24 protein-coding genes and 1 tRNA gene are annotated in these 24839 nt (G+C 71.3%); 5 read left to right on the top strand and 20 right to left on the bottom strand.

Features of this window, described 5'->3' with window-relative positions; all coding sequences use genetic code 11:
- Positions 1-27: 27 nt before the first annotated feature.
- The 10 genes from R2740_RS13775 to R2740_RS13730 all read right to left on the bottom strand — a co-directional run bounded on the left by R2740_RS13775 (position 28) and on the right by R2740_RS13730 (position 12216).
- Positions 28-4041 carry a choice-of-anchor Q domain-containing protein gene (locus R2740_RS13775; RefSeq protein WP_371303401.1) on the bottom strand — a complete coding sequence of 1338 codons (4014 nt, stop codon included), beginning with the start codon at positions 4039-4041 and terminating at the stop codon, positions 28-30.
- Between the two features lie 43 nt (positions 4042-4084).
- Positions 4085-6727, bottom strand: coding sequence for an SdrD B-like domain-containing protein (locus R2740_RS13770; RefSeq protein ID WP_371303263.1), 2643 nt, complete (start codon positions 6725-6727; stop codon positions 4085-4087).
- Between the two features lie 277 nt (positions 6728-7004).
- Positions 7005-8120, bottom strand: coding sequence for a sensor histidine kinase (locus R2740_RS13765; protein ID WP_371303262.1), 1116 nt, complete (start codon positions 8118-8120; stop codon positions 7005-7007).
- A gap of 1 nt (position 8121) precedes the next feature.
- Positions 8122-8802: a response regulator transcription factor gene (locus tag R2740_RS13760; protein WP_371303261.1), complete on the bottom strand. Its 681-nt coding sequence runs from the start codon at positions 8800-8802 to the stop codon at positions 8122-8124.
- A gap of 228 nt (positions 8803-9030) precedes the next feature.
- Positions 9031-9330 carry a co-chaperone GroES gene (locus R2740_RS13755; RefSeq protein ID WP_371303400.1) on the bottom strand — a complete coding sequence of 100 codons (300 nt, stop codon included), beginning with the start codon at positions 9328-9330 and terminating at the stop codon, positions 9031-9033.
- A 95-nt stretch (positions 9331-9425) separates the two neighbouring features.
- Positions 9426-9668, bottom strand: a complete 243-nt coding sequence (locus R2740_RS13750; RefSeq protein ID WP_371303399.1) for a DUF3618 domain-containing protein — start codon at positions 9666-9668, stop codon at positions 9426-9428.
- Between the two features lie 2 nt (positions 9669-9670).
- Positions 9671-10423 carry an energy-coupling factor ABC transporter ATP-binding protein gene (locus R2740_RS13745; protein ID WP_371303260.1) on the bottom strand — a complete coding sequence of 251 codons (753 nt, stop codon included), beginning with the start codon at positions 10421-10423 and terminating at the stop codon, positions 9671-9673.
- Positions 10420-11154: a cobalt ECF transporter T component CbiQ gene (gene cbiQ, locus R2740_RS13740; protein WP_371303259.1), complete on the bottom strand. Its 735-nt coding sequence runs from the start codon at positions 11152-11154 to the stop codon at positions 10420-10422. Before cbiQ ends, R2740_RS13745 begins: the two co-directional genes overlap by 4 nt.
- 1 nt (position 11155) lies before the next feature.
- Entirely contained in the window at positions 11156-11530 is a 375-nt protein-coding gene (locus tag R2740_RS13735) for a PDGLE domain-containing protein (RefSeq protein WP_371303258.1), read from the bottom strand.
- Complete coding sequence (locus tag R2740_RS13730; protein WP_371303257.1) at positions 11527-12216, bottom strand: energy-coupling factor ABC transporter permease; 690 nt, start codon at positions 12214-12216, stop codon at positions 11527-11529. Before R2740_RS13730 ends, R2740_RS13735 begins: the two co-directional genes overlap by 4 nt.
- A gap of 100 nt (positions 12217-12316) precedes the next feature.
- Between R2740_RS13730 and bcp the strand changes: the two genes are divergently transcribed.
- The 3 genes from bcp (at position 12317) to R2740_RS13715 (ending at position 13716) form a co-directional block, all read left to right on the top strand.
- Complete coding sequence (gene bcp, locus R2740_RS13725; protein ID WP_371303256.1) at positions 12317-12793, top strand: thioredoxin-dependent thiol peroxidase; 477 nt, start codon at positions 12317-12319, stop codon at positions 12791-12793.
- 26 nt (positions 12794-12819) lie between these two features.
- Positions 12820-12893, top strand: a tRNA-Leu gene (locus R2740_RS13720).
- Positions 12894-12963: 70 nt separating this feature from the next.
- Positions 12964-13716, top strand: a complete 753-nt coding sequence (locus R2740_RS13715) for a flavodoxin family protein (RefSeq protein ID WP_371303255.1) — start codon at positions 12964-12966, stop codon at positions 13714-13716.
- Here the strand turns inward: R2740_RS13715 and R2740_RS13710 are convergent.
- The 4 genes from R2740_RS13710 to R2740_RS13695 form a co-directional block, all read right to left on the bottom strand.
- Complete coding sequence (locus R2740_RS13710; protein ID WP_371303254.1) at positions 13713-14339, bottom strand: non-canonical purine NTP pyrophosphatase; 627 nt, start codon at positions 14337-14339, stop codon at positions 13713-13715. The two genes, R2740_RS13715 and R2740_RS13710, sit on opposite strands and share 4 nt — an antisense overlap.
- A complete protein-coding gene (gene rph / locus R2740_RS13705; RefSeq protein ID WP_371303253.1) occupies positions 14336-15064 on the bottom strand; it encodes a ribonuclease PH in 729 nt (242 codons plus the stop codon). The genes R2740_RS13710 and rph overlap by 4 nt, the downstream gene beginning before the upstream one ends.
- Before the next feature lie 109 nt (positions 15065-15173).
- Entirely contained in the window at positions 15174-15977 is an 804-nt protein-coding gene (locus tag R2740_RS13700; RefSeq protein WP_371303252.1) for an ABC transporter permease, read from the bottom strand.
- The gene (locus tag R2740_RS13695) at positions 15974-16891 is read right to left on the bottom strand and encodes an ABC transporter ATP-binding protein (RefSeq protein ID WP_371303251.1); all 918 of its coding nucleotides are present in this window, start codon (positions 16889-16891) and stop codon (positions 15974-15976) included. The genes R2740_RS13700 and R2740_RS13695 overlap by 4 nt, the downstream gene beginning before the upstream one ends.
- A gap of 133 nt (positions 16892-17024) precedes the next feature.
- Here R2740_RS13695 and R2740_RS13690 point away from each other — a divergent pair, with 133 nt between their 5' ends.
- Positions 17025-18185 carry a sensor histidine kinase gene (locus R2740_RS13690; protein WP_371303250.1) on the top strand — a complete coding sequence of 387 codons (1161 nt, stop codon included), beginning with the start codon at positions 17025-17027 and terminating at the stop codon, positions 18183-18185.
- The gene (locus tag R2740_RS13685; RefSeq protein WP_371303249.1) at positions 18164-18832 is read left to right on the top strand and encodes a response regulator; all 669 of its coding nucleotides are present in this window, start codon (positions 18164-18166) and stop codon (positions 18830-18832) included. Before R2740_RS13690 ends, R2740_RS13685 begins: the two co-directional genes overlap by 22 nt.
- Before the next feature lie 22 nt (positions 18833-18854).
- On the opposite strand, the gene R2740_RS13680 is transcribed toward R2740_RS13685, so the two are convergent.
- The 6 genes from R2740_RS13680 to R2740_RS13655 form a co-directional block, all read right to left on the bottom strand.
- Positions 18855-19613, bottom strand: a complete 759-nt coding sequence (locus tag R2740_RS13680) for an MBL fold metallo-hydrolase (protein WP_371303248.1) — start codon at positions 19611-19613, stop codon at positions 18855-18857.
- Positions 19610-20503 carry a glutamate racemase gene (gene murI / locus R2740_RS13675; protein WP_371303247.1) on the bottom strand — a complete coding sequence of 298 codons (894 nt, stop codon included), beginning with the start codon at positions 20501-20503 and terminating at the stop codon, positions 19610-19612. The genes R2740_RS13680 and murI overlap by 4 nt, the downstream gene beginning before the upstream one ends.
- Positions 20504-20587: 84 nt before the next feature.
- Positions 20588-21622 (bottom strand): VanZ family protein, encoded by a 1035-nt coding sequence (locus tag R2740_RS13670; protein ID WP_371303246.1) that lies wholly within the window; start codon positions 21620-21622, stop codon positions 20588-20590.
- 27 nt (positions 21623-21649) lie between these two features.
- Positions 21650-22639 carry a ribose-phosphate diphosphokinase gene (locus tag R2740_RS13665; RefSeq protein WP_371303245.1) on the bottom strand — a complete coding sequence of 330 codons (990 nt, stop codon included), beginning with the start codon at positions 22637-22639 and terminating at the stop codon, positions 21650-21652.
- 44 nt (positions 22640-22683) lie between these two features.
- The gene (locus tag R2740_RS13660; RefSeq protein ID WP_371303244.1) at positions 22684-23874 is read right to left on the bottom strand and encodes a DUF3152 domain-containing protein; all 1191 of its coding nucleotides are present in this window, start codon (positions 23872-23874) and stop codon (positions 22684-22686) included.
- The gene (locus R2740_RS13655) at positions 23865-24815 is read right to left on the bottom strand and encodes a PLP-dependent cysteine synthase family protein (protein ID WP_371303243.1); all 951 of its coding nucleotides are present in this window, start codon (positions 24813-24815) and stop codon (positions 23865-23867) included. Before R2740_RS13655 ends, R2740_RS13660 begins: the two co-directional genes overlap by 10 nt.
- Between the last annotated feature and the right edge of the window lie 24 nt (positions 24816-24839).

Here is a 24839-nt window from a genome sequence, read left to right as displayed (position 1 = left end):
TCACCAGATCCCTTTCGTGCCTGCTGTTCACGGGATGTCGAACGCGTCGACGTCGAGGTCTGCGGATCCACCGAGACCGTGGGTGGAGCCGTCGAAGTAGATCGACCAGCTGTTGGCGACGACCATCAGCACGTCCTCGTCGTCCTGGAGCCCGATGCCGGGCAGCGTGACGCCGGTGTTGTTGCTGAAGGACACCAGCCACGAGTTGTTCGAGGACGGTCCGTTGCGCACCAGCCCGTCGACGTTGACCGCTCCGGGCACACCGTGTGCGGTGGCGTCCCAGGCCCGGTTGAACGAGCCGTTGACTCCGTTGGTGCCCCGCGCCCAGCGGTAGATGTCGGAGTTGTCCGCGTTGCCGCCCACCCCCGGTGGCGAGATGTTGCCGACCGTGGAGAAGAACAACGTGTTGTCGTCGAGCACCCAGATGCCGTCGACGTCCTCGCCGGCCTGGGTCAGTCCGTTGGCCGTGCCGTCGAAGAAGAGCTCCCAGGCGCCGTCGTTGTAGAAGACGACGTCCTCGTCCTGCACCGTCCCGAGGCCCGGCACGCTGGTGTTGTTGTCGAACGACGCGTAGAAGTGCGTGCCGTCCACGTAGTCCAGACCGTCGAGGTTGGCGCTGGCCGGCAGCCCGAGGGCGGTGGCGTCGAACGCACGCCCGAAGGCTGAGCCGTCCCAGGTGTAGACGTCGGCGTTGTCCGGTGCCGTCAGGATGCCGTCGGGCGACGTGCTCCCGACCGTGGAGAACACCAGTGGGCTCACCGTCGGCGGCCGCGCCCCGGCGTCGCCACCGAAGCTGAACGCGTCGATGTCCTGAGCGGCCTGCGCGTCGAGCCCGTAGGCCGACCCGTCGAACCAGCTGCTCCAGGTGCCGTTGTCGTACTCCACGATGTCCTCATCGGCCACCAGGCCCACGCCGGGCACGTTCTGGTCGGTGTTGTTGGAGAGCGACACCCAGAAGTGGGTCGCGCTGAGGAACCGCAGGCCATCGACGTTGAGGCCGTTGCCGACACCGAGCGTCGACAGGTCCACGACCTTCGTGTAGCTGGCGTTGGCACCGATGCCACCGTCGTAGCGGTAGACGTCGCCGTTGTTGTACGGCGCCGCCGCACCGGGCGGACCCGGGTTGTTGGCGCGCAGGCTGAAGTACAGCGTCTGCCCGTCGATGGCGATCGCGTCGATGTCGAACGCGGCGTCGGTCAGACCCGAGGCGCTGCCGTCGAACCACATCACCCAGGTGCCGTCGTCGTAGTAGACGACGTCCTCGTCACCGACCGTGCCGAGGCCCGGGACGGCGGTGTCCGCGGCGAACGACAGGTAGAAGTGCGTCGCGTCGACCGCTGCGTAGCCGTCCACGTCGGCGCCACCGGGGAGCGCGTGGTCCTGAGCGTCCCAGATCTTGCCGAACACCTCGCTCTCGAAGCTGTAGAGGTCAGCGTCGTCGTAGGGGCCAGACAGACCGGGCACCGTGCCGTTGCCGACCGTCGAGAAGGTGAAGTCGTGCGGCGCGGCGGGCGGCGGGGCCACGCCGGCCCCGAACTCGTCCGCGCCGATGTCGAAGCCACCGTCGGCGGGACGAAGCCCGTCGTCGAGGTCGGTGTCGGGCGCCGTGACCGCACCCACCGCCGGCGTACCGGCGTCGATCGCGGGCGAGCCGGCCGTCAGGTGGTAGTCACCCAGCTGCGACACCGGAGCGTCGACGGTGACCAGCGTGGCGTCCACGAAGGCAGGGTTCTGCCGCCAGGCGGTGAAGCTCACCGACACGTCGAGGGCGTCGGCCACGGCCGGGTCGCTGCCCACGTTGCTGGCGTCGGCGGCGTAGTCGTGCCCACCGTTGTCGTCCTGGATCACCGAGTACGTCGGCGCGAGCACCTGGCCCGGGTCGGTCGGGTCGGCCACGCCCAGGTCCCAGTGCTCGACATCCGTGGCACCGCCGAGCCCGAGGCCCTGCACCGTGCCGCCGGCACGGGTGCCCGCACGGTTGTCCCAGAAGATGTTGTTGAACAGGACCGGGTTGCTGAACAGCGGTGAGCCGGACGGCAGGGTTGCCTGCAGCTGGTCGCTGTTGAGCGAGGTCGACAGACCGGCGGGGGCCGGCGAGCCGTTCGAGGTCACCGCGGTGGCCGTCGTCAGGTTCTTCATGATCGTGTTGTTGACGATCCGCACGTTGGAGGCGTCGTTGAGCGAGATGCCGCCACCCTCGTGGGTCGAGACGTTGTCCGCGATCACGTTGTCGTTGACGTTCATGGCGGCGCTGCCGGCCATCAGGAAGCGGATGCCGCCACCGTCGTCGTTGGACATGTTGGCCTTGATCTGGTTGTGGTCGATCGAGACCGAGCCGCTGCCCGGCGACAGGTCGTCGGGGTTGGCCGGGAGCGCGCCGGCGATCATGATGCCGCCGCCCTCGTCGTTGGCCTGGTTGAGGTAGACCGCGTTGTGGTGGATGCGCCCGTTGGGGCTGCGGCCGTAGACCGAGATGCCGCCGCCGTACTCGAGCGTGAAGTTGCCACACACGTCGTTGTGGTCGATCTCGTAGTTGTCCGCCCCGGCGAACACACCGATCGCGCCGGCGAGGTTGGTCCCCGCGTTGTTGACGATGCGGTTGTGGGAGATCCGGATGTTCTCGTTCTGGCCGTCCGCCGCTGCCCCGGTCAGGTCGGGCGTGCCCAGCCGGATCGCGCCGTAGGCGCCACCGTTGTTCTGGATCACGTTGTTGGTGACCTGCAGGTAGCGGGCGTAGGAGTTGGCGAAGATCGCGCCACCCTGCGTGCTGATGTTGGCCGGCAGGCCGCTCGGCGCACCGGTCAGCTCGTTGATGTTGCCCGGGAAGCCGCGCTGGTCGCCGCCGCGGATGTCGAAGCCGTCGATCGAGGCCTTGAACCCGCTGGTGAACTGGCGGGCGTTGCCGCCACCGCCACCGCCGCCGCCGGACCGCGCGAGGACGTAGATGCCCTGGCCGTCGTTGACGGTCTGGTTGCCGTCCCAGTTGAGGGTGCCGAGCAGGTTGTACCAGGCCGTGGCGTGGTCGGTGTCACCACCGAAGGCGCCGGCGTCGAGGATCGTGCCGGGCACGTAGTCGCTGCCCTGGAAGCCGCCCGGACCGACACCCTGGAGCTTGACCGGCGAGGCCATGATCAGGTTCTCGTAGTAGGCGCCGAGCGGGTTCATCCGCGGGTTGGCGAGGTCGGGCACGCCCGGGTAGACCACGACGAGGTAGCCGTTGCCGGAGTTCTGCGAGCGGGCCTGGTTGAGGGCGTCCTGGATGGTGGCGAACGAGGAGCCCTCGTTGCCGACCTCCAGCACGTTCGGGTTGTAGCTGCCGCCGAGGACGTGGAACGTCAGGCCGTTGCGGGTGACGTTGCCGTTGTCAGCGGTGACGAGCAGCTGCTGTGGGCCGGTGGCGGCGCCGGAGGGCACCGACACGCTGATGGAGGTGTCGCTCCAGCTGGTCACCGGCAGCTCGACGCCGTCCAGGGTCACCGAGCCGGCGCCCTGGTTGGCCCCGAAGCCCAGGCCCTCGATGACGAAGTCGCCACTGCCGTTGACGTAGGGCTGGTTGACCGCGAACAGCTGCGGCACCGCGTTGTCCACGGGGCACTCGACCGGGACCACCTGACCGGTGACCGGACCGCGGATCTGCGCACCCACCTGGGTGGGCGCCAGGTCGGTCGGGATCGTGACGCCCGGAACCGCCTCGAACTCGGTCGCGATCACCCGGTAGCGCGGGTTGTAGTTGGGGTTCAGGGCGCCCGGAACACCGGGGTCGTTGCCCACGAACCGGTACATGCCGGCGCAGATGCCCGAGGGAGTCGGGCAGTTGATCTGGTTGGTCGAGGGAAGCAGCACGTCGTAGAAGCCGTTGAAGTCGGACTCCACGGTGGTCACGAGCCGGTTGGTGTAGTCGTAGATGCCGATCGGCACGAACTCGGCCGGCAGCTTCTCGCCGTACGCCGTGTGCTTGGGGTTGCCGGAGAAGTTGATGTCGTCGATGATCAGGCCGCGCAGCCGGCTGGGCAGCGGGACCTCGGTGAAGATGTTGAACATCGGCACGACCGACTTGCCGTTGTTGAGCTCGACCAGCTTGGTCTCACAGGTCGGCTTGGGCGTGCCCTCGTAGGGCGACCCGCCGATGTCGATGACCGTGGGGCTGTCGACCGGTTGGGACCGTCGCCACCGAACGCCGGGTTGGGGTCGCCGTTGTCGAGGAGCTGGAGGTCGCCCTCGGCGTCGATGCCCAGGACGTCGACCGTGTGCAGCGGGCCGGCGCACGCCGGCGGCGGCACCTGCGGCACGATCTCGTTGCCGTTGCCGATGTTGATGTCCTCCTCGCCGGTGGCCTTGTAGAGCGGCTGGTCGGTGACGGAGTCGTGCGGGATGTCGAGGCTGACCAGGTAGTCGCCGGCCGCCAGTGGCTGGAAGGTGCCGCCGTTGCAGCCCGGGTGGCCGGGCCGTTGCTCAGGTCGAGGGTGCCGGTGCAGCCGTCGCCGAAGCCGTAGTTGCCGTTGACCGTGGCGCCGAAGTTGGCGTCGGCGGTGCCCTGGTCGGTCGGGTAGGCGCCGATCTGGACGCTCTGGGAGAAGGCGGGGATGCACTTGCCGTCGACCTCCTGGTTGAGGGCCTGGTGGTCCTCGTCCACGCCGTGGACCAGCGGGTTGCCGTCGACGTCGCGGGCGGTGCAGCCGCGCGGGGTCTCCCAGCTCTCCGACAGGTAGCTGTTGATCAACGCGCCCTTGGCGTAGGAGCCGTCGGGGGCGAGCTCGTAGCGCTCGTCGGCGTCACACGGCGTACCGGTGTGGGTGCCGCAGGGGACGGTCTTGTAGAGCATCACCGGGATGTCCGGGACGCCGGGCTGCCAGTCCTCGGACGCGGCGTAGCGCGGGTCGAGCTCGTTGCGCGTCGTGTCGTAGGAGATGGAGCCGACGATGCCGCCGTTGCGCGGGTCGATGCCGTTGGCGCCGGTCGGGTCGTAGGCGTGCACGCCCCACTCGACGGTGGCGCCGAGACCGATGATGTTCAGCGTGCTGAGGTCGACGCCGGCACCCTTGATGGTCTCGGGCTCGGGCATGTTGTCGGCCTGCCAGGTGATGCCGGTGGTGTAGTAGGAGTCGCTGTAGGCCTCCATCACCGTGTAGCCGAACTCGCCCAGCGGGTAGGCGCCCTCGATGGCGTAGTTGCCGTTGGCGTCGGTGACGGCGCCGGTCTGGCCGCGGTCCATCAGCGTGTTGTCGCGCTTGCGCATCGTCAGGGCGAAGTTGGGGACGCCGTTCTCGCCCGGGTCCCGCTTGCCGTTGCGGTTCTTGTCGTTGAAGACGGTGCCGGTGTACTCGGTCCACCAGCCGCTCATCGGCAGCACGCCCAAGTCGACGGCCTCGCCGCCGGCCACGGTGACGTTCTGCAGCGCGAGCAGGTTGTTCTGCGCCTCGTCCCACCAGGTGATCTGGTAGTTGCCGTCGGGCACGTGGTCGATCGTGAAGTTGCCGTTGGGCTGGGCCTGGCCCACCCAGACGGCCTGGTCGCCGTTGTCGAGGTCGGCCAGCGAGATCCAGGCGTCGGGGATCGGCCGCTGGATCTTGGTGCCGGTGTAGCCGTTGAAGACGTCGAAGCTGCCGCCCTTCGGGGGCACGTAGTGCAGGGTCCGCATCACCCGGCCGGAGATCGAGCCGGCGACCGCGTTGCCACCCAGGGGCTGGCCGTTCTTGATCGCCTTGGCGAACCCGAACAGCGGCGTCGGGACCGCCTCGCCGGCCACCGCGAACTCGGTGTCGAAGCCGGTGGACCCCTCCATCACCCAGGTGTCCCAGTCGTGGTTGCCCTCGAGGGTGGTGGTCTGGATGTAGCCGGAGCCGTCCGGCGGGATGACCTGCTGGGTGTAGCGGTTCGTGCCCATGTGCGGGTAGGTGACGATGCCGTCGGCGTCGCTGCGGCAGATGCCACCGACCTTGTCGACCACCGGGGCGCCGTCGACCAGCTCGCTGTCGGGGATCTCGTGGGACACCGGGTCCTCACCGACGTACGTCGTGCACAGCGGGTTGCCGTAGACGTCGGTGCTGATCTCGCCGAGGGTGTCGAACAGGTGGCCCTCGAACCCCTCGAGGGGAACGTCGCCGTTGTCGAAGGCACCGTTGGTGGGCGCCATGTCCTCGAACACCAGGCCCTTGACCGTGGAGTCGGGCAGCGGGAACGGCTGGAGCCCGACGGTCACCGGGGACTCGTCGGGCAGCGGGATGGAGAAGTAGGCACCGTCGAGGCGGTAGCCGTCGGCGAGCACGGAGATCAGGTAGTCACCGTCGGGCAGGGCCAGCCCGGAGCCGATCGTGTCCTGGTCGCCCTGGGTCAGGATCGGGGAGGCGTCGGCCGCGGCGTTGATCGACGTCCAGGGGCAGTTGTCGGGGTAGTTCGGGTCGCCACCCGTCGGCGTGCAGTCGCCCGTGGGCGTGCGCACCGAGGTGTCACCGACGTTGTTCTCGTTGATGATGAACTTGTAGTCGGTGATCGGGTCGCCCTCGGAGACGCCGGCGCCGCCGAAGGCCCGAGCCTCGTCGCGGGCGCTCTGCACGTCCAGCGTGAGCACGTTGGTGGGCGCGGCGTGCGCCGCCGGGAGCGGCAGCCCCGCCAGCGTCGCCAGTGCCAGCGCCAACGCCAGCAGCCCGGACGCCATCCAGCGCACCCGGTCCTCCTGTCGGCCGCGTCCGCTTCGCGCGGCCGTCACCACGATCGTGCCCTTCGCCATGCCTGCCCCATCTCGCATCGACGTCACCCTTCTCGGGAACAAAGTTCGACGCGTCCCAAGATGCGGCCTGGGAAGGCGCACGAGGCGGTTCGTGACCGCGCTGTCATGCCGTTGTCATCAAGCGCTCATCAAGCGCAGAAAACGTGACCCTTCGGGGGTTGACAGGCTGAGGAAAGCCCTCCCTCAGCGCCGGGGCGGGCGCTTCCCTCCACTGTCCGTGCAGGTCAGCGCCGGGTTCCAGGCGTACGACGCCCGGTCGAGGACCCCGCGACCGGGGTCAGCCGGCCGCGAGCGCGTCGGTGGTGCTGCGGGCGACGGTCCGGGTCTGGCCGGGCTGGACGGCGGGCCGGGTGAGGTCGGGCACGACCATCAGCAGCAGGGCACCGCCCTCGGCCGAGCGGCCCGCCACCAGGCAACCACCCCGAGCCGCTGCCGCCTCGCGCACCAGGTGCAGCCCGAGGCCGGTCTTGCTGAGCGGGTCCGAGCCGTGCCGGGCGTCGAACTCGTAGGGGTCCGCGTCATAGGGCGTCGTGTTGATCGCCAGGGCCGTGTCGGTGGCCAGCCCCTGACCGGAGTCGGCGACGCCGATCACCAACCGATCCCCCAGCCGCCGCCCGATCACGCGGACGGTGTCGAGGTCGTCGGTGTAGCGCACGGCGTTCTCGATGAGCGTGTCGAGGCACGCTCGGACCCGGTCGGGTGAGCACGTCAGCACCACCGGGTCGGCCTCGACCAGCCAGCGTCGTTCGGCGACGACGTGCCAGCGCGCCGTCGTCTCGTCGATCAGCTCGGACAGGACGACCTCGTCGAGTCCGTCCTGCTCGGGCATCCGCATCATCCGTACCAACCGGTCACTGGCCAGCACCAGGCGCTGCAGCTCGCCGTGGATGACCTCGAGGTCCCGACGACTCTGCTCGTCGGTCTCCCGCGCGAGCAACAGGTCGGTGAAGCCCTGCGCGATCGTGGCCGGGGTGCGCATCTCGTGGGAGGTGAGCCGGCTCAGCCGGACCCGCAGCGCCGCGCGCCGTCGGTCGCGCTCGTGCACGCCGCGCAGCGCCTCGATCGCCTCGTAGCGGCGCCGGCTGTTCCACAGCACCAGCAGCAGCAGCGTCGTCATCAACGGGATCTCGGTGGTCTCCTCCCAGTGGAGGACACCCTCCCAGACCCGCAGCACCATCACGGCGCCGGTGATGGTGGTCGTCGCGATCACCGCGACCACGGTGGTGCGCCACGGCCAGACCTCGCGGTCGTGGGCGAGCGCCAGCCCGATCCAGATCAGGTGGTAGGCCACGGTCTCCGAGCCCGGGGCCATGATCATCGACGCGGTCTCGAGGACCGCGCACGTCAGCCAGAGGACGAGCAGCGGGTAGCGACCGAGGACTCCCAGCGGCACGTCACTCCCCGTAGAAGCAGTAGCCCAGACCGCGGACGGTCTCGATCGGCGGGTCACCGAGCTTGGTGCGCAGTCGGCGCATGCAGACGTCGACCACGTTGCTGCCAGGGTCGAAGTCGAGGCCCCACACGTCGTGGAGCAGCTCGTCGCGGCGGCACACCGACCCGCGGCGGCGCATCAGGTGGGAGAGCAGGCCGACCTCACGCTCGCTGAGCGCCACATCGGCTCCGGCGTGCCGGGCACGCCTGCGGTCGAGGTCGACGGAGACTCCGCCTGCGCTGAGGTAGCGGCTGGCGACCTCCTGCCGGGGCCGCGGCACCGCCGCGGCGAGGTGCCGGCGCACGCGGGCCATCAGCTCCGCGGCGTGGAACGGCTTGGACACGAAGTCGGCGGCGCCCTTGTCGAGAGCGGCCACCCGGGTGCCGACCTCCTCGACCGCGGACAGCACGATGACGGTCGGCGATGACTGGCGCTGCGCCAGGTTGTTGAGCACCGTCATGCCGTTGGTGCGCGGCATCGACAGGTCGAGCAGCACCAGGTCGACGCCCGGGCCTCGGTCGAGCACCTCGAGCGCCTCGGCGCCGTCGTAGGCCGACGCCACCTCATGTCCGTCGGCCACCAGGAAGCGGCTGATGAACTCGACGACACGCTTCTCGTCGTCGACAACCAAAACTCTGCTCACGACCCCCACGAGTTCATGAGTGCAGTGTGTGCTGTCCCGAGTCGCGAGACCTTCGCCTGCCCCGGCCCCGGTCTCGCTCGGAGATCGCCCCCATGGCTACCCCCCAGCCCACCAGTTATCTCCCGGACCCACGGGGGGTGTCAATGAAAATCTCGGGCTATTGCCATCGGTCCAGACAGGGTGTACGTACGTCTTGGCGGCCCGTGTGGTCCAGGGTCCGGGCCCGCGTCAGAGGTAGAGCCCGGTCGCCGAGTCGCCCAGCCGGTCGGCGGCCACGGCGTGGATATCGCGTTCCCGCAGCACGACGTAGATCTCGCCGTTGACCTCGACCTCGGCCTTGTCGTCGGGGTCGAACAGCACGCGGTCACCGGACTCGACCGAGCGGGCGTTGGGGCCGACCGCGACGACCTTCGACCAGGCCAGCCGCCGCGCGCCCATCGCCGCGGTGGCCGGGATCACGATGCCCCCGGACGAGCGGCGCTCGCCGGTCTCCTTGTCCAGCTCGACCAGGAGCCGGTCGTACATCATCTTGATGGGCGTCTTGTCGGCCACGGTCCTGGGCGTCTTCCGGGAGTCGTCATCGGCGGCCCCACCGCGGGTGGGTGGCGCCAGCGCCACGGAGCTCACCGGACCAGCTTGCGGATCACCGCGAAGGCGACGACCACGCCCACGACGCCGCCGACGACCTTGAGGATGTTGTCGGTGCGGGGGGCGCCGGTCTGCGGGTCGACGAAGTGGGCCTTCGTCGTGGCGACCTGGCGTCCGACGATCGTCTTCGGACTGACCCGGTAGACGAGTTCGTCGATGGTCGAGGCCAGCCGTTCGCGGGTCGCCTCGACGTCGGACTCGAGCGCAGTGGGATCCATGGTCACGTGGGAAGGCTATCAACCGTTCGCGGGTCGAACCCGAAGGGCAGCTCCAGCCTGTGGGCGGCCATCAGGTCCCGGTCGGTGAGCACGTCGCGGGTGCCGCCGTCGGCGACGATCGTGCCACCCGAGAGGACCACCGAGCGCGGGCACAGCTCGAGGGCGTAGGGCAGGTCGTGGGTCACCATCAGCACCGTGACGTCGAGGGAGCGCAGGATGTCGGCGAGCTCGCGACGCGAGGCGGGGTCGAGGTTGGACGACGGCTCGTCGAGCACCAGGACCTCGGGCTCCATCGCCAGCACGGTGGCCACGGCCACCCGCCGGCGCTGCCCGAACGACAGGTGGTGCGGGGGCCGGTCGGCGTACTCCGTCATGCCGACCTGGTCGAGCGCCGAGTGCACCCGCTCCTCCAGCTCGGCCCCGCGCAGCCCGAGGTTGGCCGGCCCGAACGCCACGTCCTGACGGACCGTGCCGAGGAACAGCTGGTCGTCGGGGTCCTGGAACACGATGCCGACCCGGCGCCGGATCTCCTGGAGGTGCTGCTTCTCGACCGGAAGGCCGCTGACCGACACCGTGCCGGCGCCAGCGGTGAGGATGCCGTTGAGGTGCAGCACGAGGGTCGTCTTGCCCGCGCCGTTGGGCCCGAGAAGAGCCACCCGCTCCCCGCGGTGGACGTGGAGGTCGACGCCGAAGAGCGCCTGGTGGCCGTCGGGATAGGCGTAGGCGAGACCGCGTACGTCGAGCACCGGCGTCATCGCGCCGCCTCCTCGATCGCTGCCGGCCGGCCGTGGTGGTGCTCGTGCCCCCGGGCGCCGGAAAGGTCCGGGAGCCGGCCCTGGTAGCCGCGGGACAGCATCGCGAGGTGGACCCGCTCGCCTCGCTCGTAGGACCGGATGAAGAGGCTGCCGAGGCCGCGGGCGAGCACCGGCCAGTGTCGAGGTGAGCGCGGGTCGAACCCGCGGGAGCGCATGCCGGTCAGCATCCGTCGCAGCTCGGCGGTGACGACGTCGAGGTAGCGGATCATCAGACCCATGATCTGCACCAGCAGGTCGGGGAGGTGCAGTCGCTGCATGCCGCGCAGGATCTCGTCGGGCTCGGTCGTCGCGGCGAAGGTCAGCGACGCCAGCACCCCCAGGGTCCCCTTGGCGACCAGCCCCCAGGCGGCCAGCAGCCCCGGTCGGCTGAGCTCGAGGCCGAGCACCTCCACGGTCGGACCGGTGGCCACGAACGGCATCAGCAGCGCGAAGAGCAGGAACGGCACCTCGATGACGAGCCGCTTGAGCAGGTAGGTCGGGGGCACCCGCGACCAGGCAATGACCACGGCCAGCACCAGGAGGTAGCCGCCGAAGACGGCGTACCAGGCGCGCGGGGTGCTCACCACGACGAGCATGAAGCCGACCAGGGCGAGGAGCTTGACGTGGCCGGCCGCGCGGTGGACCCGGCTATGGCCGTGGAAGTAGAGACGGTGCCCGTGCCCCGCGCCCACCTCAGTCGGACCCCGGGTCGCGGTGCGGGCCGGGTCCGGCGCCGGGTGCTGCGGCGGGACGGCGACGCAGAGCCCAGAACAGCCCGCCACCCACCAGCAGCACCACCCCGACCCCGACGACACCCGCGAGACCCTTGCCGAGGCGCCGGTCGTGGATGCCGGCCGTCTGATAGTCGGCGAACGGGCTGTCGGTCGCCGCAGAGTCCTTCTCGGTCGCGCTGAAACCGGTCTTCTCGGCCACGAACTCCAGGCCGTCGGGGTGGCTGCTGGCATAGAAGCTGGCGACGCCGGCGAGCAGGAGGGTGAGGACCAGCCCGGCCAGCAGGAGGCCACGGCGACCCACCCGGCGCCGCACCGTCTCAGGCGTGGCGGTCACGCGGTCGCCCCGCTGCGGATCTCGAGCTCGTGACCGGTCATCAGGCCGCGGGCGCCGTAGACCAGGTCGGGGCGTACGGCGACCACGGAGCCCACCACGAGCAGCGTGATCAGCGCCTCGCCCGTGCCGATGACCAGGTGCCAGCCGACCATCGCCGTGGCCACCGCCGTGGCGGACACCGGTGCGGTGCCGCCGATCGCGAACAGCACGGAGAAGGCCAGCGCCGCGACCGGGACGCTGACGAAGGCGCCGACGGCCGCCGCGACCGGCACCGACGAGACGCGCTTCGGCAGCACGGCGAGGACACCGCGGAACACCAGCCAGCCGACCAGCACCCCGATCAGTCCCATCAGCGTGATGTTGGTCCCGAGCGCGGTGATGCCTCCGTCGGCCATCAGCAGGCCCTGGACGAGCAGCACCACCGTGAGGCAGAGGATCGCGGTCGACGGCCCCACGAGCACCGCTGCGAGGGCACCCCCGAGAAGGTGGCCGCTGGTGCCGCCGCCGACCGGGAAGTTCATCATCTGGGCCGCGAACACGAAGGCGGCCACCAGTCCGGCCATCGGCGCCGTGCGGTCATCGAGCTCGCGCCGCGCCCCGCGCAGCGCGGCTGCCACGCCACCGACCGCCACGACCGCCGTGGCGACCGAGGTGGGTGCGTCGAGGAAGCCGTCGGGCACGTGCACGGGGTCGCCTCCGGGTCGGTAGATTGGAGCGGCGTCTGATGCCAACCCCACGTTATTGCGAACGATGTGCAATAACAACCTACCTCCGCCAGGAGCCGCGATGACCGAGCCCGCCCGCCTGTCCCCCGGAGACACCGCTCCCGACTTCACGCTGGCCGACGACACCGGCGCGGAGGTCACCCTGTCGGGGCTGCGCGGGCGCAAGGTGATCGTCTACTTCTACCCGGCGGCGATGACCCCGGGGTGCACCAAGCAGGCCTGCGACTTCACCGACTCGCTGGACTCCCTGCACGCGCAGGGCTTCGAGGTGCTGGGCATCTCCCCGGACAAGCCCGAGAAGCTCGCGAAGTTCCGTGCCCGCGACGGTCTCACGATCACCCTGCTCTCCGACCCCGACAAGGCGGTGATGACGGCCTACGGCGCGTTCGGCGAGAAGAAGCTCTACGGCAAGGTCGTGCAGGGCGTGATCCGCTCGACCCTGGTCGTCGACGAGGACGGCAAGGTCGAGCTGGCGCAGTACAACGTCAAGGCCACCGGTCACGTCGCCAAGCTGCGCAAGGACCTCGGCCTGACCTGACCACATCCGGCCACCGGCCGGCCACCGCGCCCGTAGCCCAATTGGCAGAGGCACCAGGTTTAGGTCCTGGCCAGTGCGAGTTCGACTCTCGCCGGGCGCACCTGTGACGTGTTGGTGACGCCTCTCGCCAGCGCTGGGAAGTCGACTCCAGCGGGTCTAGCGTTGGCCGCGTGCTCCCCGACTCCGTCCAGGCGTTCATCGACGCCGAGATCGCCGCCGCCACGACCGACTTCTCCGACCTGAGAGCGGTCTACCTCAACGGGACCCTCAAGCGGTCGCCCGAGACCAGTCACACCGACGGCCTGCTCGCGGTCAGCAAGCACGTCCTGGAGGGGGTCGGCGCCCGGGTCGACGTGGTCCGCACCGTCGACCACGTGATCCCGCCCGGCGTCTATCCCGACATGCGCGAGCAGGGCTGGGAGCGCGACGACTTCCCCGAGCTCTATCGCTCGCTGATCGAGCCCGCCGACATCGTGGTGCTGTGCACGCCGATCTGGCTGGGCGACCAGTCCTCCCCCACCCGGCTGATCGTCGAGCGGCTCTACGGCTGGTCCGGAGAGCTCAACGCCTCGGGGCAGTGGTCCTACTACGGCAAGGTCGGCGGCGTCATCGTGACCGGCAACGAGGACGGCGGCAAGCACTGCGCCGCGCAGCTGCTCTACGCGCTGTCGCACATCGGCTTCACGATCCCTCCGCAGGCCGACGCCTACTGGAACGGCGAGGCCGGACCCGGGCCGTCGTACCTCGACGACAACCGGGGGGCGCAGAACCACTGGACCACCCGCAACACGGTCTTCGCGGCCTGGAACATGCTGCACGCGGCCCGGCGGATCAAGGACGCCGGCGGCATCCCCGCGCACGGCAACATCACGACCAACTGGGACCTGAGCGACCCCGACCACCCCAACCCGGAGTATCGCTAGACGGTGAGGCACGCGGCGACGGCCGGCGCGATGGCCCGCAGCGCCCGGCCGCGGTGGGAGATCGCGTCCTTGTCGGCGACGCTCAGCTCGGCGGTGGTGAGTCCCGACCCGTCCCACTCCTGCGCCACGAACAGCACGTCGTAGCCGAAACCGCCGCTGCCGCGGAGCTCGCGGATCACCCGGCCGGCCATCCGACCGCTCTCGTGCAGCTCGGTGCCGTCGGGGTGACAGAAGGCGACCGAGCACTCGAACCACGCGCCGCGTCGCTCGTCGGGGACGTCGGCGAGCTGGGCGAGCAGCAGCTCGTTGTTGCGCAGGTCGGACTTGGGCGGCCCCGCCCACCGGGCGGACAGCACGCCCGGCATGCCGTGCAGCGCCTCGACGCACAGCCCACTGTCGTCGGCCACCGACGGCAGCCCGGTGGCGGCCAGGCCGGCGCGCGCCTTGAGGAGGGCGTTGCCGACGAACGTCGGCTGGTCCTCGACCGGCTCGTCGTAGGCAGGCACGTCGTCGAGCCCGACGATCCGGACGCCCGGGACGCGGGCGGCCAGGATCCGCTCCATCTCCGCGATCTTCTTGGCGTTGCGCGACGCCAGGAACACCTGCGGCCCGGCGCCGGTCATCCGGCGAGCGCCTCGCTCTGCAGCCGGGTCAGGTCGGCGCATCCCTTGGCCGCGAGGGCCAGCAGCGCGTCGAGCTCGGCGCGGTCGAAGGCGGCGCCCTCGGCGGTGCCCTGCACCTCCACGAACTTGCCCTCGCCGGTCATCACGACGTTCATGTCGGTCTCGGCGCGGACGTCCTCCTCATAGGGCAGGTCGAGCCGCGGCACGCCGTCGATGATGCCGACGCTCACCGCAGCGACGGAGCCGGTCAGCGGCTCGCCGCGCAGCGCACCCGACGCCCGCAGGTGGGCCACGGCGTCGGCGAGCGCGACGTAGGCCCCGGTGATGGCCGCCGTGCGGGTGCCGCCGTCGGCCTGCAGCACGTCGCAGTCGAGCACGATGGTGTTCTCCCCGAGGGCGGCATAGTCGATCACGGCCCGCAGGCTGCGTCCGACCAGCCGGGAGATCTCGTGGGTGCGTCCGCCGATCCGGCCACGCACCGACTCGCGGTCGGACCGGGTGTTGGTGGCGGCGGGGAGCATCGCGTACTCAGCAGTGACCCACCCGAGGCCGGAGCCCTTGCGCCAGCGCGGCACCCCCTCGCTGGCCGAGGCGGCGCACAGCACGCGGGTGCCGCCGAACTCCACGAGCACCGAGCCCGCGGCGTGGTCGAGCCAGTGGCGGGTGAGGCGGATCGGGCGGAGCTCGTCGTCGGCCCGGCCATCGGCGCGTGTCGCATCAGTCATGCGCCCGATCCTAGGCACCGGCGCCGACGCGCCAGGAGGCGGCGTACGCCGGTGAGGACCCCCGTGGCCTCACCGGCCGTACGCCGGCCCTGGCAGCAGCCCGCGCGCGCTACTTGATCTCGGCCCGCAGCACCCGCCAGAGCCCCACGACCAGCGGCAGCACCAGCCAGATGACGCCGGCGACCGCGAGGTGCGCCCAGTCGGAGCCGGACACGCCGCCGTCGACGAGCGGCTCCTGGGCGGCGCTGAAGTCGACCCACGGCTGCAGGTCGTTGATCCAGCCGACGAGCGCCGCCCCGATGCCGAACAGCGGCGGCAGCACGAACGAGTAGACGAAGTAGACGACGATCGCCACGGCGGTGTTGAGGAACAGCGTGCCGAACGCGAAGCCGGTCGCCAGCCCGAGCACGTGCAGCAGGAAGTAGCGACCGATGTCGCCCACTCCGACCGCCCAGGTGACGTCGTTGCCCGACAGGGCGCCGTAGAGCACGTTGGCGACGCTCGCGAGCAGCAGCCCGATCACCACGGCGGCGACCGCCAGCGCGAGGGTCGCGACGAACTTGGCGGCATAGACCGTCAGCCGCGACGGCACCTGGGTGAAGGTCGTGAGCGCGGTCCGCTGGCCGAACTCCTGGGTGACGCTCATGATCCCCAGGACCGGGAGGAAGATGCCCATCGGCGTGTTCATGCCGATCATGAAGTCGCTGAAGCTGACGTGGAGGTCCTGCGCGACCACGACCCAGAGCTGGATCACCAGCACCAGGGCGGTGACGAGGCCGGTCGAGATCAGCAGCCAGCGGCCGGCGCGGGTGTCGACCATCTTGCGGGTCTCGACCGACACCAGTCGGCCGAACGGGATGGCCGGGGTGCCCGAGAGGTCGAGCGCGCGGGGTTCCAGGGTCTGGCTGGTCATGACGGGGCCCCTTCCAGGGTCGGGACGGCCTCACGGGAGCTGTCGGCCGTGAGCTCGAAGAAGATGGACTCCAGACCACCGCCACCCGGGCGGAGGTCGGTGAGCACGAGTGCGTGGCGCGCGGCCACGGTGCCCACCTGGAGTGGGGTCGCGTCGACGTGCAGGCCTTCGCCCGCGGGCCTGACGGCGAGACCCTCGGCGACGAGCGCCGCCGTGAGTGCGGCAGGGTCGGTGCCCTGCACCAGCGCACCGGTGTGGCTGGAGGCGAGCAGCGTCGCCTTGTCACCGGCGGCGACGATCCGGCCGTTGCCGATCAGCACCATGTCGTCGGCCACCTGCTCCACCTCGTTGAGCAGGTGACTCGACAGCAGCACGGTGCCGCCGCGGGCGGCGAAGTCCCGGAGCAGGTCGCGCATCCACCGGATGCCGGCCGGGTCGAGGCCGTTGGCCGGCTCGTCGAGGATGAGCACCGAGGGGTCACCGAGCAGCGCATGGGCGATCCCGAGCCGCTGCCGCATGCCCAGCGAGTAGTTGCGGACCCGTCGCTTGGACTCCTCGGGCGACAGCCCGACCAGGGCGAGCATCTCGTCGACCCGGGAGTCCGGGAGGCCCATCGTCCTGGCGCCGATCGTCAGCACCTCACGGCCGGTGCGCCCGGCGTGCTGGGCGGAGGCGTCCAGCAGCACCCCGACGTGGCGTCCGGGGTTGGGGATGTCCGCGAAGTGGTGGCCGCCGATGGTGACCTCGCCGGCGGAGGCCGGTGTCAGCCCGCACATCACGCGCATCGTCGTCGTCTTGCCCGCGCCGTTGGGGCCCAGGAAGCCCGTCACGCGGCCGGGCCTGCAGGAGAAGGTCACGGCGTCGACCGCCGTGAACCCCCCGTATCTCTTGGTGAGTCCGGAAACAGTGATCATGCGGCCCAGTCTTCCGGCCCGGTCCGCCTCCTCACATCGAGCCCGGGTCTCGACCCGGGTCCTACCAAAGTCGTACGCCGACCGCGACGCGGGCAGCATGCGCCGACCGGGTTCCGTCTCCTAGCCTGACCACGTGGACCGCTCCGACCCCGCGCTGTGGCAGCCACGGCTCGTGTGGTGGCAGCACGGCTGGCGGCTGGTGCTGATGCTGGCCATCAGTGCCGGCACCTCCATCGGCGCGTTCACCACGCTCCGCGACGGCCACCTCATGCCGTGGATGGCCCTGGACCTGCTGGTGGGCGTGGCCGGCCTCGTGCTGGTGCACGTCCGGCGGCGCTGGCCCGTGGGGGTGGCGGTCGCGCTGGCGCTGGCCGGGTGCGTCTCGGCCAGCGCCACCGGGCCGGGCCTGCTGGCCGGTGTCTCCCTCGCGACCCGTCGTCGCTGGGTGGAGATGGTCCCGGTCGGGCTGCTGGTGGTCGCCAGCGGGGAGGTCTACTCCTGGCTGGTCCCCGCGGACGATGGCGGGCTCTGGTGGATCGACCTCACGGTCAGCTTCCTGTTCACGGCGGCGGTGCTGGGCTGGGGGATGTACCTCGGGTCGCGCCGCGAGCTGCTGTGGGCCCTCCGGCAGCGCGCCGAACGCGCCGAGGCGGAGCAGGTGCTGCGAGCGACCCAGGCCAAGTCGACCGAGCGGGCCCGGATCGCCCGGGAGATGCACGACGTGCTCGCCCACCGCATCTCGCAGATCGCGATGCAGGCCGGCGCGCTGTCCTTCCGGGAGGACCTCGACGCGGCCCAGCTCCGCGGCGGCGTCGGCGAGATCCAGGCGCAGGCACACCTCGCGCTCACCGACCTGCGGGAGGTGCTGGGGGTGCTGCGCGACCCGGACACCGGGGAGCCGGCCGACCGGCCGCAGCCGACGTACGACGACGTGCCCCGGCTGGTGGCCGACTGCCGCGCCGCCGGGCTCGCGATCGAGCTGCAGGACGAGGTGACCGCGAGGCTGCCGGAGGCGTTGGGCCGGACGGTCTTCCGGATCGTCCAGGAGGGCATCACCAACGCCCGCAAGCACGCCCCCGGCGCGGCGGTGCGGGTGCGGGTCAGCGGGGGCCCGCAGGAGGGTGTCGACGTGACGGTGGTGAACCCGTTGGGCTTCCAGGTGACGCCGCCACCCGGGTCGGGGCTGGGTCTGGTGGGGCTCACCGAGCGGGCCCAGCTGGCGGGTGGCACCCTGCGCGCGGTGACCCGCAGCGGTGCCTTCGAGCTGCACGGGTGGCTGCCGTGGGCGGCGTGATCCGGGTGCTGGTCGTCGACGACGACCCGCTGGTCCGCTCGGCGCTCTCCCTGATGCTGGGGGGTCAGCCCGACCTCGAGGTGGTCGGCGAGGCGGGAGACGGTGAGGCCGGCGTGGCGCTCGCGCGCGAGCTCCGCCCCGACATCGTGCTGATGGACATCCGGATGCCGGTGCTCAACGGGCTGTCGGCCACCCAGCGGCTGCTCACCGACCCGACGCCGCCGCGGGTGATCGTGTTGACGACGTTCGACGCCGACGACTCCGTCGTGCGGGCGGTGGCGGCCGGTGCCGATGGGTTCCTGCTCAAGGACACCCCACCGACGCAGATCGTCGAGGCGATCCGCCGGGTCGTCGACGGCGAGCCGATGCTGTCCCCCTCGGCCACCCGCAGCCTGGTCGCCAGGGTCCGGCAGGAGGCGGCCGACGACCGGTCCACCGAGGCTCGGGACCGGCTCGGCGTGCTCACCGAACGGGAGCTCGAGGTCGCCGTCGCGGTCGGTCAGGGACTGTCGAACGCCGAGATCGCGGCAGACCTGGTGCTGTCGGTGCCGACCGTGAAGACCCATGTCTCACGGCTCTTCGACAAGCTCGGCGCCACCAACCGGGTGCAGATCGCGATCTGCGTGCACGACGCCGGCCTGGTCTGAGCCTCCTCGCCCCCGGGCGGGGTCAGACCTCGACGACCAGCCCGGGGACCGCCAGGTCGACCGGGCCGCTCCACGTGGTGCGGGCCTCGTCCACCGCCACCCGGCGGTCGTGCCAGGGCGGGATGTGGGTGAGCAGCACCCGTCCGACCCCGGCCGCCGTGGCGGTCCGGCCGACGTCGCGTCCGGTGAGGTGGATCTCGGGCGGGTCGTCGTGGCCCACCCGGAAGGACGCCTCGGCCAGCAGCACGTCGGCGCCCTGGGCCGCGCGGTCGAACGCCTCGCAGGGCGCGGTGTCACCGGAGTAGGTGAGGGTCCGGCCGTCGGCCGTGACCCGCAGGGCGTACGCCGGCACCGGGTGGACGACCTCGAACGGCTCGACGGTGAACGGCCCGACCACGACGGAGGCGTGGGCGTACTCCTGGAACTCGAACTGCTCGGTCATGCCCGGGTCCTCGGGCAGGTCGTAGGCACGCGCCATCCGGGCGGCCACCCCGACCGGACCCCACACGGGGATGCTCGGCTGCTCGCCGGTGGGGTGGTACTTCCGCATCACGTAGTAGCCGCACAGGTCGAGGCAGTGGTCGGCGTGCAGATGGCTCAGCAGCACCGCGTCGATCCGCAGCGGGTCGGTGTAGCGGTGCAGGGCGCCAAGGGCGCCGTTGCCGAGGTCGAGCAGCACCCGCCAGGTCCGCCCCTCGTGGTCGGCCTCAAGCAGGTAGCAGCTCGACGGCGACTCCGGCCCCGGGTAGGACCCGGAGGACCCGACGACGGTCAGCCTCATCGCGCACCGCCGGGCGCGGTGCCGCTGCCGATCTGCTCGGGCGCGAACGGGCCACCCGCGAACTGCGAGGCGGCGTGGAGCTCCGGCCCCAGGAAGCGGCGCCCGACCGTCTCGAACTCCTCGGGGGACCCCGTGGTCAGGAAGGTGTAGGTCGGCTCGCCGCTCTCGCGCATCAGGCCGGTGGAGGCGAGCATGCGGTAGACGTCCTTGGCGCACTCCTCCGCCGACGACACGAGCGTGACCTCCTCACCCATGACGTAGGAGATGACGCCGGTGAGCAGGGGGTAGTGCGTGCAGCCGAGCACGAGGGTGTCGACGCCCTGGGCGACCAAGGGGTCGAGATAGTCGTGGGCGACCCGGAGCAGCTCCTCACCGCCGGTCACGCCCTGCTCCACGAAGTCGACGAAACGCGGGCAGGCCCGGGCGTGCAGGTCGATGTGGGGCGCCGCGGCGAAGGCGTCGTCGTAGGCCAGCGACTCGACGGTGGCGCGGGTGCCGATCACGCCGATGCGGCCGCTGTGAGTGGCCGACACGGCGCGCCGGGTGGCCGGCAGGATCACCTCGACGACCGGCACGTCGTAGCGCTCGCGCGCGTCGCGCAGCATCGCCGCGCTGGCCGAGTTGCAGGCGATGACCAGGGCCTTGACGCCGCGGGCGACGAGATGGTCGAGGCACTCGAGGGCGTACTCCCGGACCTCGCTGATCGGCTTGGGGCCGTAGGGCTGGCGCGCCGTGTCGCCGAGATAGACGATCGACTCGTGCGGCAGCTGGTCGATGACCGAGCGGGCCACGGTCAGGCCGCCGAACCCGGAGTCGAAGATGCCGATCGGCGCCTCGGGGCCGGGCACCGCCGCCGGGCTCACCGGCGCACTCACATCGACGTGGGACATCGGTGCCTAGCGTAGGCGGGCGCACTCCCGCACGCACCGTGACGCGGCGCACGTGCCGGTGCGATGCCGTCGGAGGTCCCCCGATCAGCGCGAGATCCGCAGGTCCATCCCCGCCAGCCAGTGGGAGAGGCCGCGGTGCTCCCGCGTGCCGACGCTGGCGACCAGCGTGACCACGACGAACGCCGCGAGCAGCGCGCCGCCCCACCGGAGGTCGGGCACGGCCAGCACGGCGAAGCCGCCGATCCCGGCCACCAGCTTGACCACGCGCGCCACCGGCGCCGGCAGGCGGCGCGCCACGGCACGCACGGAGATCGCCCACTCCCCCACCGTGCGACCGGCGAGCAGCACCAGCAACGCCTCCGCGAGCAGGGGTACGCCGACCTGCACGGCCGCCGTCGTCGTCCGGTCGGGCGGCCCCGCGTCGGCTGCGTAGCGGTGCGCGGCGCGCCAGAGGACACCCGCCGCGCCCCCCACGACCACGAGGAAGACCACATCGCTCACGAAGCCGACCCACCGCCTCCCCAGCGTGATCCGGGTCGGCAGCCGCTCCGGCTCGTGCCGGTCCTCGCGCAGCACCAGCCAGGCCAGCACGCCACCGATCAGCGCGCCGGCGGTGTTGGTGATCAGGTCGTCGACGTCGAAGGTGCGGTAGGGACAGTCGTAGAGGCCCCACACGCCGGTGCGCTGGGTGGTCTCGATGGCCAGCGACACCAGCGCGCCGAGCACCGTGGCGGCCACGACGCCGCGGTGCAGCACCAGCCGGACGAAGAAGCCGAGGGGCACGAACAGCAGCACGTTGAAGGCGAGCTGCTGGAAGGCCACCTGACGCATCAGCTGCGACAGCGGCAGCAGCCCGTGGTCGAGCACCGGCTGCAGCGAGGTCCAGATGCTCAGCCGGCTGGGCTGACAGCGGTAGGCACCCTCGGCCGGGAACGGCAGCAGGGTGTAGGTCCACAGGGCCAGCCCGTAGACCGCCGCGCCGACCAGCGTGGCGAGGTCGCCGACGCCGAGCCGGCCGTCGCGGCGATACTGCACGGCCGCCGTCGGCACCAGGAGCAGCACGGCGACCACCAGCCCCAGCGTGGTCGCGGCGAGCGCGTTGAAGACCTGGTCGGACAACTCGGGTGGGTCTCGGTCCGGACCGGATCAGCCGAACAGCTTGGGCTGCGGCGGGCCGAAGGCCGGGTCGACGCCGTCGAAGAGGCTGCTGACGGACTTGCCGGCGTGCACCCGCGCGATCGTCTCGGCGAACAGCCCCGCCACCGAGAGCACCTGGAGCTCCGGCCAGTCCCGCGGCGGCGGCACGGTGTCGGTGGTGACCACCTCGGAGATCATCGGGTGCTGCCGCAGCCGGTCGACGGCCTTGCCGACGAACAGCCCGTGCGTGCAGGCGACCGCGGCCGACGTACACCCCTCGTCGGCGAGCCGGTCGAGCAGCTCCACGATCGAGCCGCCGGTGGCGATCTCGTCGTCGAGCACGATCGCCCGCTTGCCCGAGACGTCGCCGACGATCGAGTCGATGACCACCCGGTCGTCGGCGAGCCTGCGCTTGTTGCCCGCGGCGACCTGGAGTCCGAGCAGCCGGGAGAACTGGGTGGCGGTCTTGGCGTTGCCCAGGTCGGGTGAGACCACGATCGCGTCGGAGAGGTCCTGGCCGAGGAAGTGGTCGGCGAGGACGCCGAGCGCGGTGAGCTGGTCGACGGGGACCGAGAAGAACCCGTGCACCTGCGGGGAGTGCAGCGTCATCGTGAGCACCCGGTGGACGCCGGCCGCGGCCAGCAGGTCGGCCACCAGCCGCCCGCCGAGCGAGATGCGCGAGGCGTCCTTCTTGTCGGACCGGGCGTAGGCGTAGTGCGGGATCACCGCCGTGATCTGCGCCGCGGAGGCACCGCGAGCGGCGTCGACCATCAGCAGCAGCTCCATCAGGTGCTCCTGCGTGGGCGGCACCAGCGGCTGGACGAGGTAGACGTCGCGCTGCCGGCAGTTGGCCTGCAGCTGGACCTGGAGACAGTCGTTGCTGAAACGGCTGATCTCGACCGAGTGCAGTGGGACCCCGAGGTCCTCGCAGATCGCCTCGGCGAGGGGTCGGTGAGCGCTACCGCTGAAGACGATGACGTCGCGGAGGTTCTTGGCCACAGGAGCTCCGTCGGGGGCCGTGCCGATGGTGGGTCGCGGTCACCCTAACCCGCGACCGCCCACGGCGACAGAGGGCCCTCGGCCACCTCTCGCCCCTCGGGACGACCGACCTCCGTGCGGCCCGCGATGCGGAACCAGCGCTCGGACTTCAGCGGCCAGGGGTTGTGCCGACAGCCGGCGAGGCTCTTGGACTGCTGCATCATCACCGGGGCCAGGCGACCGGCGCCGGGGCAGCCGATGTGGCCGTGGCCGAGCCAGTGACCGGTCTCGTGGTCGACGACCATGTGGCGGTAGCCGCGCAGTGGCAGGTGGCGGCTGTTCCACGAGGGGGTGGCGTGCTGCCAGCGCAGCTGGTTGATGATGACGTAGCGACCGACCCGGCAGCTCCACTGCGCGCTGCACTGCGACGAGAACGACGGCACCTTGCCGGCCTGCGCCAGCACCACGGTGAAGCTGCCCCCGCGCTTGACCCGGTGGAACTCGATCCCGGCCGCCCGCCAGCCGCGCGGGTCGTCGTAGGTCTGCTGCACCTGCCGCTTGAACACGGCGAGGTCGGCGGTGATCGTGCCGCGGGTGACGACGGAGTAGGTCACCGACCTCCGCACGGGGATCAGGTGCCGGATCGCCCGGGTGGCGCTCGACGTGGCGGTGGCCTTGACGTAGCCGGGGCGGCGGACCGTCACCTGCACCTTGATCCGGCGCCCGACGTCCTTCACCCCGAGCCGGTACGTCGGCTTCGTGGCGCCCTTGACCGGCTTGCCCGCGCGCAGCCACCGGTAGCGGACCGACGCCGGCTTCGCCGACCACGAGCCGGCGGTGGTCGCCAGCTGATGGGTGTAGCGGGTCACCCCGGAGATCTCCGGACGCGACTCCAGCGAGAAGCGGGCACGGCGCACGACGTCGGTCGGCGTGGTGACGACGGACAGCGTGGCGCCCGTGCCGTCGGTGGCCGTCACGGTGGCGGTGAGGGTGTGGCCCAGGTCGTCGAGGTTGGTCCGGTGCCACCGGGTGGTGGCGCCGGGGATGGCGACCCCGTCGCGCTCCCAGGAGTAGCTCAGCGTCAGCCCGTCGGGCGTCCAGGAGCCCTTGCTGGTCTCGAGCACCACGCCGAAGGTGGCCGCACCCGTGATCACCGGCGGGTCGGTGTTGACGATCGGGTCGGCGGCTCGCGCGGGTGCCGGGGCCAGCCCGGACATGACGACGGCCAGGCCGACGACCAGCGCTCTCAGGCCCACAGCTGGCCCTCGAGTCGGTCCTCGGCCTCGTCGATGGTGCCTTCGTAGGCCCCGGTCGAGAGGTACTTCCAGCCGCCGTCGGCGACCACGAACGCGATGTCGGCGCTCTCCCCCGCCTTGACCGCCTTGGCGGCCTGGCCGAGGGCGGCGTGCAGGATGGCGCCGGTCGAGATGCCGGCGAAGATCCCCTCGAGCTCGAGCAGCTCGCGGACCCGGCGCAGCGCGTCACGCGGCCCCACGGAGACGCGCGAGTCGATCAGCGAGGCGTCGTAGAGCTCCGGCACGAAGCCCTCGTCGAGGTTGCGCAGGCCATAGACCAGCTCGCCGTACCTCGGCTCGGCGGCGACGATGCGCACCTCGGGCTTGTGGTCGCGGAAGAACCGTGAGGTGCCCATCAGGGTGCCGGTGGTGCCGAGACCGGCGACGAAGTGGGTGATCGTGGGCAGGTCGGCCAGCAGCTCGGGGCCGGTGCCGTGGTAGTGAGCGAGCGCGTTGGCCTCGTTGCCGTACTGGTAGAGCATCACCCAGTCGGGGTGCTCCTCCGCGACCAGCTTGGCCACCCGGACCGCCTCGTTGGAGCCGCCGGCGGCCGGCGAGGAGACGATCTCGGCGCCCCACATCCGCAGCAGCTGGCGGCGCTCCTCGGAGGTGTTCTCCGGCATCACGCAGACCATCCGGTAGCCCTTGAGCTTGGCCGCCATCGCCAGGCTGATGCCGGTGTTGCCCGACGTCGGCTCCAGCAGCGTGCAGCCGGGCCGGAGCAGGCCCTCCTTCTCGGCGTGCTCGAGCATCGACAGCGCCGCCCGGTCCTTGATCGACCCGGTCGGGCTGCGGTCCTCGAGCTTGGCCCAGAGGCGTACGTCGGGGCTCGGGGACAGGTTCGGCAGCCCCACGAGCGGCGTGCCGCCCACGGAGTCCAGCAGGTTGTCGAACCGGGCCACGACGTCTCCCGCGCGGGGGCGCGC

The organism is Nocardioides sp., from assembly GCF_041393715.1.
Taxonomy (GTDB): Bacteria; Actinomycetota; Actinomycetes; order Propionibacteriales; family Nocardioidaceae; genus Nocardioides.
This window is presented reverse-complemented; position numbering and strand designations above follow the sequence as displayed.

Excerpts from the sequence above, each read along its gene's own strand:
- R2740_RS13775 (WP_371303401.1), bottom strand. The coding sequence starts at position 4,041 with ATGTTCAACATCTTCACCGAGGTCCCGCTGCCCAGCCGGCTGCGCGGC.
- R2740_RS13770 (WP_371303263.1), bottom strand. The coding sequence starts at position 6,727 with ATGGCGAAGGGCACGATCGTGGTGACGGCCGCGCGAAGCGGACGCGGC.
- R2740_RS13755 (WP_371303400.1), bottom strand. The coding sequence starts at position 9,330 with ATGATGTACGACCGGCTCCTGGTCGAGCTGGACAAGGAGACCGGCGAG.
- R2740_RS13750 (WP_371303399.1), bottom strand. The coding sequence starts at position 9,668 with ATGGATCCCACTGCGCTCGAGTCCGACGTCGAGGCGACCCGCGAACGG.
- R2740_RS13745 (WP_371303260.1), bottom strand. The coding sequence starts at position 10,423 with ATGACGCCGGTGCTCGACGTACGCGGTCTCGCCTACGCCTATCCCGAC.
- bcp (WP_371303256.1), top strand. The coding sequence starts at position 12,317 with ATGACCGAGCCCGCCCGCCTGTCCCCCGGAGACACCGCTCCCGACTTC.
- R2740_RS13710 (WP_371303254.1), bottom strand. The coding sequence starts at position 14,339 with ATGACCGGCGCCGGGCCGCAGGTGTTCCTGGCGTCGCGCAACGCCAAG.
- rph (WP_371303253.1), bottom strand. The coding sequence starts at position 15,064 with ATGACTGATGCGACACGCGCCGATGGCCGGGCCGACGACGAGCTCCGC.
- R2740_RS13700 (WP_371303252.1), bottom strand. The coding sequence starts at position 15,977 with ATGACCAGCCAGACCCTGGAACCCCGCGCGCTCGACCTCTCGGGCACC.
- R2740_RS13695 (WP_371303251.1), bottom strand. The coding sequence starts at position 16,891 with ATGATCACTGTTTCCGGACTCACCAAGAGATACGGGGGGTTCACGGCG.
- R2740_RS13680 (WP_371303248.1), bottom strand. The coding sequence starts at position 19,613 with ATGAGGCTGACCGTCGTCGGGTCCTCCGGGTCCTACCCGGGGCCGGAG.
- murI (WP_371303247.1), bottom strand. The coding sequence starts at position 20,503 with ATGTCCCACGTCGATGTGAGTGCGCCGGTGAGCCCGGCGGCGGTGCCC.